Genomic DNA, 10,060 nt, shown 5'->3' with positions numbered 1-10,060 from the left:
GCCCGAACGTGATGATCAAGATCCCGGCGACGAGGGCCGGTCTCCCCGCGATCACCGAGGTCATCGGCCTCGGCGTCAGCGTCAACGTCACGCTGATCTTCTCGCTGGAGCGCTACCGCGAGGTGATGGACGCCTACCTGGCCGGTCTGGAGAAGGCGCGGGCCGCGGGCCTCGACCTCTCCACCATCCACTCCGTGGCCTCCTTCTTCGTCTCCCGCGTCGACAGCGAGATCGACAAGCGGCTGGCGAAGACCGGCACGGACGAGGCCCTCGCGCTCAAGGGCAGGGCGGCGCTCGCCAACGCGCGGCTCGCGTACGAGGCGTACGAGGATGTCTTCGGCGGCGCCCGCTGGACCGCTCTCTGCGGGAGCGCCAACAGGCAGCGTCCGCTGTGGGCCTCGACCGGCGTCAAGGACCCGGCCTACAAGGACACGCTGTACGTCGACGAGCTGGTCGCGCCCGGCACGGTCAACACCATGCCGGAGGCCACGCTCGACGCCACCGCCGACCACGGCGAGATCCGCGGCGACACGGTGACCGGCGGCTACGCCCAGGCCCGCGCCGACCTGGATGCCGTCGAGAAGCAGGGCATCTCGTACGACGAGGTCGTACGGCAGTTGGAGGACGAGGGCGTCGCCAAGTTCGAGGCCGCCTGGGGCGAGCTGCTCGACGCGGTCGCCGTCTCACTGAGCCGCAAGGGAGTTGACGGGGAATGAGCGACAGGCTTCCCGAGGGAACCTCGGCGAAGGCATCCGAAGCGGCAGCGGAGACTGAGGCCGGTACGACGCCGGACGCCACCGCCACCGCCGACGACCTCACGCCCGAGTCCCTCGCCCAGGCGCTGGACCTCTCGTCCGACTGGGACAACCCCCTGCGCCACCCCGGCGACCGCCGGCTGCCGAAGATCGCCGGGCCGTCCGGTCTGGTCATCTTCGGTGTCACCGGCGACCTGGCCCGCAAGAAGCTGATGCCGGCCGTCTACGACCTGGCCAACCGCGGACTGCTCCCGCCGGGCTTCTCCCTCGTCGGCTTCGCCCGGCGCGACTGGGAGGACGAGGACTTCGCCCAGATCGTCCACGACTCGGTGCGCGAACACGCCCGTACGGAGTTCCGCGAGGAGGTCTGGCAGCAGCTCTCCGAGGGCATGCGGTTCATCCCCGGCGACTTCGGTGACGACCAGGCGTTCAAGCAACTGCGCGCCGCCGTCGAGGAGTTGGACGCCTCCCGGGGCACCAGCGGCAACTACGCCTTCTACCTCTCCGTACCGCCGAAGTTCTTCCCGAAGGTCGTCAAGCAGCTCAAGAAGCACGGGCTGGCCGACGCCCCGGCCGGTTCCTGGCGGCGCGCGGTGATCGAGAAGCCGTTCGGCCACAACCTCAAGAGCGCCCGTGAGCTGAACAAGGTCCTGCACGACGTGTTCGACCCGGAGCAGGTCTTCCGGATCGACCACTACCTCGGCAAGGAGACCGTCCAGAACATCCTGGCGCTCCGCTTCGCCAACCAGATGTACGAGCCGATCTGGAACCGGTCGTACGTGGACCACGTACAGATCACGATGGCCGAGGACATCGGCATCGGCGGCCGTGCGGGCTACTACGACGGCATCGGTTCGGCCCGTGACGTCATCCAGAACCACCTGCTCCAGCTGATGGCGCTGACCGCGATGGAGGAGCCCATCGCCTTCGACGCCGACTCGCTGCTCACCGAGAAGCTCAAGGTCCTCAAGTCGGTGCGGCTGCCGGAGGAGCTGGGCGAGCACACCGTGCGCGGGCAGTACGCGGAGGGCTGGCAGGGCGGCGCGAAGGTGCCCGGCTACCTCGAAGAAGAGGGCATCGACCCCGCGTCGAAGACCGACACGTACGCGGCCGTCAAGCTGGAGGTCGACAACCGCCGCTGGGCGGGCGTCCCCTTCTACCTGCGGACCGGCAAGCGGCTCGGCCGGCGGGTCACGGAGATCGCGGTCGTGTTCCAGCGCGCCCCGCACTCCCCGTTCGACTCGACCGCCACGGAGGAGCTCGGCGCCAACGCGATCGTCTTCCGTGTCCAGCCCGACGAGGGCATGACGGTGCGCTTCGGATCGAAGGTGCCGGGTACGTCGATGGAGATCCGGGACGTGTCCATGGACTTCGCCTACGGCGAGTCGTTCACGGAGTCCAGCCCGGAGGCGTACGAACGGCTGATCCTGGATGTCCTGCTCGGCGACGCCAATCTCTTCCCCCGACACCAGGAGGTGGAAGAGTCCTGGAAGATCCTCGATCCGATCGAGGAGTTCTGGGACAAGAACGGCAGGCCCGCGCAGTACGCCTCGGGCAGCTGGGGTCCCGGGGAAGCCGACGAGATGCTCGCACGAGACGGACGGAGCTGGCGCAGGCCATGAAGATCGACCTGACCGACACCACGGCAAGCAAGATCAACAAGGCCCTAGTGGAGGGCCGCCGCGCCATCGGCACGCCTGCCGTGGGCATGGTCCTGACGATGGTCATCGTCACGGACGAGGAGAACGCCTACGACTCGATCAAGGCGGCCGAGGAGGCCTCGCACGAGCACCCCTCGCGCACCCTGGTCGTCATCAAGCGGCACGTCCGCACTCCGCGCGACCGCACGAACTCGCACCTCGACGCCGACGTCCGTGTGGGCGCCGACGCGGGCACCGGCGAGACGGTCGTGCTGCGGCTGTACGGCGAGGTGTCCGAGCACGCCGACTCGGTGGTCCTGCCGCTGCTGCTGCCGGACGCGCCGGTCGTCGTGTGGTGGCCGGTGGACGCACCCGAGTTCCCGGCCAAGGACCCGCTGGGCGCCCTCGCACAGCGCCGGATCACCGACATGTACGCGGTCGAGGCACCGCTCGCGGCCCTGGAGGCCCGTGCCGCCTCGTACGCGCCCGGCGACACCGACCTGGCCTGGACCCGGCTGACCCCGTGGCGTTCCATGCTCGCGGCCGCCCTGGACCAGGCCCGTACGAAGGTCACCTCGGCCGCCGTGGAGAGCGAGGCCGAGAACCCGAGCGCCGAACTGCTGGCACGCTGGCTGGAGGCCCGCCTCCAGGTCCCGGTCGAGCGTGTCGTGACGGCGGGGCCGGTCGTCACCGCCGTCCGGCTCGGCACCAGGAACGGCGAGATCGTCATCGACCGTCCCGAGGGTCCCCTCGCGACGCTGTCGCTGCCGGGCCAGCCCTCGCGCACCCTCGCGCTGAAGGTCCGCAGCACCTCCGAGCTGATCGCCGAGGAGTTGCGGCGCCTGGACGCGGACGAGATGTACGCCGTCGCCCTGCGCGGTGACGACGCCGGAGGGGAGGAGAGCCGTGCCTGACACACCCAGGCTCACCCGTCGCCCCGAGTGGACGGCACTGGAGGACCACCGCGCAGGCCCGCTCCTCCATCCGCAGCTGCGCGAACTGTTCGCCACGGACCCGGAGCGCGCCGAGCGCTACACCGTGCGGGTAGGCGATCTGCGCATCGACTACTCCAAGCACCTGATCACCGACGAGACGCTCGCGCTGCTCCAGGAACTCGCCACCGCCACCGACGTGTTCGGGCTGCGGGACGCGATGTTGCGCGGCGAGCGGATCAACGTCACCGAGGGGCGGGCCGTGCTGCACACGGCGCTGCGTGCCCCGCTCGACGCGGTCGTCGAGGTCGCCGGCGAGAACGTCGTGCCGAAGGTGCACGCCGTGCTCGACAAGATGTCCGACTTCGCCGAGCAGGTCCGCTCCGGCAAGTGGACCGGCCACACGGGCAGGCGCATCCGTAACGTCGTCAACATCGGCATCGGCGGCTCCGACCTGGGTCCGGCGATGGCGTACGAGGCGCTGCGCGCCTTCACCGACCGCGACCTGACGGTCCGCTTCGTGTCGAACGTGGACGGGGCCGACCTGCACGAGGCGGTGCGGGACCTGGACCCGGCGGAGACGCTGTTCGTCGTCGCCTCGAAGACCTTCACCACCATCGAGACGATCACCAACGCGACCTCGGCACGGTCCTGGCTCCTCGCCGGTCTCGGCGGTGAGTCCGAGGCGGTGGCCCGGCACTTCGTGGCGCTGTCCACGAACGTCGAGAAGGTCGCGGACTTCGGGATCGACACGGCCAACATGTTCGAGTTCTGGGACTGGGTCGGCGGCCGTTACTCGTTCGACTCGGCGATCGGTCTGTCGCTGATGATCGCGATCGGCCCGGACCTCTTCCGGGAGATGCTCGACGGGTTCAGGATCGTCGACGAACACTTCCGCACGGCTCCACCCGAGGCCAACGCGCCTTTGCTGCTCGGCCTGTTGGGCATCTGGTACGGCGACTTCTTCGGCGCCCAGTCGCACGCGGTGCTGCCGTACTCGCACTACCTGTCCAAGTTCACCGCGTACCTCCAGCAGCTCGACATGGAGTCCAACGGCAAGTCCGTGGACCGCGAGGGAAACCCCGTCGAGTGGCAGACCGGGCCCGTCGTGTGGGGCACGCCCGGCACCAATGGCCAGCACGCGTACTACCAGTTGCTCCACCAGGGCACGAAGACGATCCCGGCCGACCTGATCGGCTTCGTCAACCCGGTCGACGACCTGGGTGCCGAACTCGCGGCCCAGCACGACCTGTTGATGGCGAACCTCTTCGCCCAGGGCCAGGCCCTCGCGTTCGGCAGGACCGCCGACGAGGTACGCGCCGAGGGGGTGCCCGAGGAGCAGGTCCCGCACCGCACGTTCCGCGGCAACCACCCCACGACGACCGTCCTGGCCGCCGAGTTGACCCCCTCCGTCCTCGGGCAGCTGATCGCCCTCTACGAGCACAAGGTGTTCGTCCAGGGCGCCATCTGGAACATCGACTCCTTCGACCAGTGGGGCGTCGAGCTCGGCAAGGTCCTCGCCAAGCGCATCGAACCCGCCCTCACCGAGGGCGCCGACGTCCCCGGTCTCGATCCCTCCACCGCCGCCCTCGTGGCCACGTACCGCACTCTCCGAAAGAAGTGAACTGACATGACTGCGATGCAGCTCGGTCTCATCGGCCTCGGCAAGATGGGCGGCAACATGCGCGAGCGGATCCGCCGCGCGGGCCACACCGTGACCGGCTACGACCGCAACCCGGACCTCTCCGACGTCAGCAGCCTGACCGAACTGGTCGGCAAGCTCGAAGGCCCGCGCGTGGTCTGGGTGATGGTCCCGGCCGGGGCCCCCACCCAGGGTGTCATCGACGAACTCGGCGACCTGCTGGAGCCCGGCGACACCGTCGTCGACGGCGGCAACTCCCGCTGGACGGACGACGAGAAGCACGCCGAGGAGCTGGCGGCCAAGGGCATCGGCTTCGTGGACGCCGGTGTCTCGGGCGGCGTCTGGGGCCTGCAGAACGGCTACGCCCTGATGGTCGGCGGCGACGCCGAGCACATCGCCAAGGTCCAGCCGATCTTCGACGCGCTCAAGCCGGAGGGCGACGCCGGGTTCGTCCACGCGGGCAAGGTGGGCGCCGGCCACTTCTCGAAGATGGTCCACAACGGCATCGAGTACGCCATGATGCAGGCCTACGCCGAGGGCTGGGAGCTCCTCGAAGCGGTCCACTCCGTCACGGATGTGCGCGAGGTGTTCCGCTCCTGGCAGGAGGGCACGGTCATCCGTTCCTGGCTGCTCGACCTGGCGGTCTACGCGCTGGACGAGGACGAGCACCTGGGGCAGTTGCGCGGTTACGCGGAGGACTCCGGCGAGGGCCGGTGGACCGTCGAGGCGGCCATCGACAACTCCGTGCCGCTGCCCGCCATCACGGCCTCCCTCTTCGCGCGGTTCTCGTCCCGGCAGGACGACTCGCCGCAGATGAAGATGGTCGCTGCGCTGCGCAACCAGTTCGGCGGTCACGCCGTCGAGTCCGCGAAGTAGGAGTCAGTGGTCATGGGCGACCTCCTTCTCGTCCGGCACGGCGAGACCGAGTGGAGCAGGTCGGGCCGGCACACCAGCTGGACCGATCTGCCCCTCACCCCGCGTGGCGAGGAACAGGCCAAGTCCCTCGTCCCGCTGTTCACCGGGCGGAACCTCGCGCTCGTACTCACCAGTCCGCTGAGGCGGGCGATACGGACCGCGGAGCTGGCGGGGCTGACCGGGGCGGTGTCCGATCCGGACATGCACGAGTGGGACTACGGGGCGTACGAAGGTATTGCCACCGTCGATATCCACCGCACCCGTCCCGACTGGTACTTGTGGAACGACGGGGTGCCGCCCGGGCCGGACGGGCATCCTGGCGAGTCCCCCGCCGAGGTGGGTGAGCGGGCCGATCGTGTCCTGGCCCGGGCGGAGAAGGCGCTCGGGGACGGTGACGTGGTGCTTGTCGCCCACGCCCACTTCCTGCGTGTCCTGACCGCTCGACGCCTCGGTCTTTCCGCCGCGGACGGCCGCCTGTTCCAGCTCGGAACCGGCACGCTGAGCCGGCTCTCGACGGAGCACGACCGTCCGGTCATCAGCGAGTGGAACGCCCTTCCGCCGGGGTAGTTTCCTCGCCCCCGCGGTGATCGGGCTGGGTTGTGTGTGCGGGTTCGTTGTGGCTGGTCGCGCAGTTCCCCGCGCCCCTTTCAGGGGCGCGGGGAACTGCGCAGTGCGGGGCGGAGCCCCTGAGTCAGGGGGACGGCTCACGCCCGGTGCTTCGGGTTGTTGTGCCACCTGGTGATCTGTTTCTCCGGATCGCCCGTGTAGGACCACGGCGTACGCGTGGCGCGCCGGCCGAGGAGGCGGAACAGCGAGGCGGTGATGTCCGGCACCCCGGCATGACAGGCGGCATGCGTGAGGTGGTTGAGCTGGTGGACTTCCCCCGGCTCGACGGGAACGTCGGCACGACCCGTGATCCACCGCTGCCAGGTACGCCGCACGTCACTGACGGCCCCGTCGTTGTTCCAGTGCTCACTGACCCCGGTCAGAGACCCCTGCTGCCCCTTCGCCCCCTCCAGGATGTACCGGAACTCCTCGAGCCGGGCGTACTGCACGAGCACCGGCAACGCACACCCCGGCGGAGCCACGCCGGCCGCGTCCCGGGCGAAGTCGTACATCAGACCGTGCGTACCGTGCCAGCGCGCCGAGTAGTAGTGCAGCACCTGGAGATGGCCCTCCACGCTGTACGGGTCGCGCGCGTGCAACTCGTCCCACCAGCGCCCCAGTTCCTGACGGCGCACCCCGGTGGGATAGAGCCGCGCGACGGCGATGAGCGAGATCCACGGCGTGGGATCGTCGACGTACGACTCGGCGGCCTGGAGGCAGGCCATGACCGCGGCGTCGACGCGGTTCTGGTCGATGGGAACGCCCCGGCCCGCGGCGATGGCCAGGTTGAAGGCCCGTGCCGTCTCGGTCGCGGCCCGCAGCACCAGCGCGTCACCGCTGTGGGGCTCGGCGGCCAGCCAGGACTCGGCCGTCGAGGTGCTCGCGCAGGCCTGCGCGAGCAGCCGCATCCGGTGGCCCCGCGACAGCCACGCGGGGCCGGTGGCCCCCAGCAGCTGCCGGAGCCCCTGCCAGCGGCCGATGACGATGTCCTGTTTGGCGGAGGTGAGGGGCGCGTCCCCGCAGTCGGGGTCGAATTCGGGCTTGAAGCGGTCTCTCGCCATCGGGGCCCTCTCAGAAGTCGGTGGGGAGACCCTCGTGGACGCGGGAACGTTCCGCCTCGGCGGCGGTGTAGCCGTCGGGTATGTACTCCGTCTCCACGACGTCGCTGGCGTCCAGGTTCGCCGGCCGGTAGTAGTCGCTGCCCTGGCGCCAGTACCAGAGCATGGGGACGATTCCGACGGCCAGGCCGCCGATGCCGATGGTGATCGAGGCGTTGCTCAGGTCGCTCAGTGACTCGATGAAGATCCAGAACATGAACAGGGCGCCGAGGAACGGCCACAGCCCGCCGAAGAGGAAGTTGGACGGGGACTTCAGCAGCATCTTGCGGTAGGCGACGACGACCGCGAGACCCGCGAGGCCGTAGTACACGGCGATCTGGAGGCCGATCGCGGCGATGGCGTTCTCCAGGATGTCGCCGACGCTGCCGAGGGCGTTGGACGCCACGAGCATCAGCAGTGCCACCGTGCCGACCACGGTGATGGCGACGTACGGGGTGTTCCAGGTGCGGTGCACCTTGCCCAGGGCGCTGGGCATCGTGTGGTCGCGGCCCATCGCGAACAGCGAGCGCGTGACCTGGATGAGCGTGGTCTCCAGGGTGGCGATGGTGGACAGCATCACGGAGACGATCAGCAGCTTGCCGCCCCAGCCCGGCCAGATCTCCTCACCGAGCACCGCGAGGACGTTGGCGTCGTTCTCCTGGATCTGCTGCGAGGAGAGGATGACGTTCACCGCGATGGTGAAGGCCTCGAAGAGGAGGAAGACGATGCCCACGCCGATCAGGCCCGCGAGGCCCGTGGTGCGGCGGCTGTCCTTGGTCTCCTCGCTGAGGTTGGAGGTGACGTCCCAGCCCCAGTAGTAGAAGGCGGCGATGAGGGCGCCGGACGCGAAGCCGCTCACCCCGTCGAAGTGGCTGAAGCCGAGCCAGGACCAGTCGAAGGGCCGGGCGTTGTCGTTGTGGAGCACGGCGCCCACGGCGAAGAGCACCAGGATGGCGAGCTCGACACCGGACATGATCAGCTGGGCGCGGACGGTGAGCCGGGCGCCGCCCAGCACGACGAGCAGCATGGCGACGAACCAGGCCGCGCCGACCAGGGTGGACAGTGCCGTGTTGTCCGCGAGCCCCTCGTCGAAGAGGGACAGCGTCATCGAACCGGCGGGCAGCGAACCGGCGACCATGAAGATGGTCGCCGAGACGACCAGCGCCCAGCCGCTGATGAAGCCGAGGAAGGGGTGGAGCGTGCGGCCGACCCAGGAGTAGCTGGCGCCCGCGTTGGTGTCGATCCGGCTGAGATAGCTGAAGGCCAGGGCTATGCCGAGCATGGGTATCGCGCAGTACAGCAGCGCCGCGGGGCTGGCCAGGCCCACCGCGCCGACGAGGACCGCGGTGGTCGCGGCGAGCGAGTACGCCGGGGCACTGCCGGCGATCGCCATCACGACCGTGTCGAACGTGCCGAGGACATTGGCCTGGAGCCCTCTGCCCTTGTTGTTGCCCATGGATGCGCTGCTTTCCGTCCTGCACGAAGTGCGTGCGGGCATGCCCGACCGCGCCAGGTGTAAGTGGGAGATGTGGCCGATTCCGTGCAGCCGTGGTGGTGGTCGGCGGACGGTCGCTCCGTAGTGGAGTGATGATAGCGGCGGCTCTTGAGGTTTCAATGTCAACTCGTGGGTAATGTCCACCTCCTTGCACACCCGCGATCTCGGTGTTATGGCATGCCGCAGGCCGGGCCCCGCAATCGGGCCCGGCCTGGCGGAGGTTGAGAATCCGGTGAGAAGAGGTCCCCGGTGTGGAGTCAGCGCACCGGCCGCCGTACGTGCTGGGCGGCCAGCCGCACCGGGGCGTTCTGCGCGCCGTAGCCACGGTAGCCCGTGTCGCGCTGGACCAGTTCGAAGAAGAGGCGGCCGATCGTCTCGGTGTAGCAGTGGCGGAAGGCGCCGTTCGCGTCCCGGTCGTAGAGGATGCCGAGTTCGCGGTACGCCTCCAGCTCGCCGTCGGCCAGCTCGTACTTGGCCGCGAGGTCGTCGTAGTAGTTCGCGGGGATCGGCAGCAGGCGGCCGCCCGCGTCCCGGAACCGGCGGGCCGCGGTGACGATGTCGTCGGTCGCGAGGGCGATGTGCTGGGCGCGGCCGCCCTCGTCGGCGCTCGGGGCCGCACCGACACCGAGGGCGATCCGCACACTGCCGTCGGCATTGGTGACGGCACGGCTGCGCAGCAGTCCGTACGGGTCGGCGACGTCCACGCTCTCGTGCGCGCCGAGCCCGAGGACGCTGTGGTGGAAGAGGGCCGCCTCGTCGAACTGGTGCCAGGGCTGGGTGAGCGCCAGATGATCTATGCGGTGTACGCCCCCGTCGACGGGGGACTTGTGCGCGACGGGCTCGAAGTCACCGGTCCAGCTGGGCAGTCCGGGTCGGTCCGTGGCACAGAAGAAGAGTTCCGTGCCGTCGGGTGCGGCGACCGCGTCCAGCGGGGCGTCCTCGGCGGCGCGGCGGCGCGGCAGCACAGGAGCGAGCAGG

9 protein-coding genes are annotated in these 10,060 nt (G+C 69.6%); 6 read left to right on the top strand and 3 right to left on the bottom strand.

The window, feature by feature from the left end; translation table 11 throughout:
• The 6 genes from tal to O3Q52_RS40695 all read left to right on the top strand — a co-directional run.
• On the top strand, positions 1–716 hold a 716-nt coding region (gene tal / locus O3Q52_RS40720; RefSeq protein WP_269653597.1), incomplete at its 5' end, for a transaldolase.
• Positions 713–2,377, top strand: a complete 1,665-nt coding sequence (gene zwf / locus O3Q52_RS40715; RefSeq protein ID WP_269653596.1) for a glucose-6-phosphate dehydrogenase — start codon at positions 713–715, stop codon at positions 2,375–2,377. The genes tal and zwf, both read left to right, overlap by 4 nt.
• The gene (opcA, locus tag O3Q52_RS40710; RefSeq protein ID WP_269653595.1) at positions 2,374–3,309 is read left to right on the top strand and encodes a glucose-6-phosphate dehydrogenase assembly protein OpcA; all 936 of its coding nucleotides are present in this window, start codon (positions 2,374–2,376) and stop codon (positions 3,307–3,309) included. Before zwf ends, opcA begins: the two co-directional genes overlap by 4 nt.
• A complete protein-coding gene (gene pgi, locus O3Q52_RS40705) occupies positions 3,302–4,951 on the top strand; it encodes a glucose-6-phosphate isomerase (protein WP_269653594.1) in 1,650 nt (549 codons plus the stop codon). The genes opcA and pgi overlap by 8 nt, the downstream gene beginning before the upstream one ends.
• 15 nt (positions 4,952–4,966) lie before the next feature.
• Positions 4,967–5,845, top strand: coding sequence for a phosphogluconate dehydrogenase (NAD(+)-dependent, decarboxylating) (gene gnd / locus O3Q52_RS40700; RefSeq protein WP_269653598.1), 879 nt, complete (start codon positions 4,967–4,969; stop codon positions 5,843–5,845).
• Between the two features lie 12 nt (positions 5,846–5,857).
• Positions 5,858–6,451: a histidine phosphatase family protein gene (locus O3Q52_RS40695; protein ID WP_269653593.1), complete on the top strand. Its 594-nt coding sequence runs from the start codon at positions 5,858–5,860 to the stop codon at positions 6,449–6,451.
• Positions 6,452–6,588: 137 nt separating this feature from the next.
• Here the strand turns inward: O3Q52_RS40695 and O3Q52_RS40690 are convergent, their stop codons facing one another.
• The 3 genes from O3Q52_RS40690 to O3Q52_RS40680 all read right to left on the bottom strand — a co-directional run.
• Complete coding sequence (locus O3Q52_RS40690) at positions 6,589–7,551, bottom strand: hypothetical protein (RefSeq protein ID WP_269653592.1); 963 nt, start codon at positions 7,549–7,551, stop codon at positions 6,589–6,591.
• A gap of 10 nt (positions 7,552–7,561) precedes the next feature.
• Positions 7,562–9,043 (bottom strand): APC family permease, encoded by a 1,482-nt coding sequence (locus O3Q52_RS40685; protein ID WP_269653591.1) that lies wholly within the window; start codon positions 9,041–9,043, stop codon positions 7,562–7,564.
• Between the two features lie 296 nt (positions 9,044–9,339).
• Positions 9,340–10,060: VOC family protein (locus tag O3Q52_RS40680; RefSeq protein WP_269653590.1), on the bottom strand; the 721-nt coding region annotated here is incomplete at its 5' end.

The sequence above is a fragment of the Streptomyces sp. ActVer genome (assembly GCF_027270795.1).
GTDB classification, from domain to species: Bacteria; Actinomycetota; Actinomycetes; order Streptomycetales; family Streptomycetaceae; genus Streptomyces; species Streptomyces umbrinus_A.
The sequence above is the reverse complement of the archived record's forward strand: the minus strand, read 5'-3'. Positions and strand labels throughout refer to the sequence as shown.

What these genes read in the sequence shown, in the direction of transcription:
- zwf (WP_269653596.1), top strand. Translation starts at nt 713, where the DNA reads ATGAGCGACAGGCTTCCCGAGGGAACCTCGGCGAAGGCATCCGAAGCG.
- opcA (WP_269653595.1), top strand. Translation starts at nt 2,374, where the DNA reads ATGAAGATCGACCTGACCGACACCACGGCAAGCAAGATCAACAAGGCC.
- gnd (WP_269653598.1), top strand. Translation starts at nt 4,967, where the DNA reads ATGCAGCTCGGTCTCATCGGCCTCGGCAAGATGGGCGGCAACATGCGC.
- O3Q52_RS40695 (WP_269653593.1), top strand. Translation starts at nt 5,858, where the DNA reads ATGGGCGACCTCCTTCTCGTCCGGCACGGCGAGACCGAGTGGAGCAGG.
- O3Q52_RS40690 (WP_269653592.1), bottom strand. Translation starts at nt 7,551, where the DNA reads ATGGCGAGAGACCGCTTCAAGCCCGAATTCGACCCCGACTGCGGGGAC.
- O3Q52_RS40685 (WP_269653591.1), bottom strand. Translation starts at nt 9,043, where the DNA reads ATGGGCAACAACAAGGGCAGAGGGCTCCAGGCCAATGTCCTCGGCACG.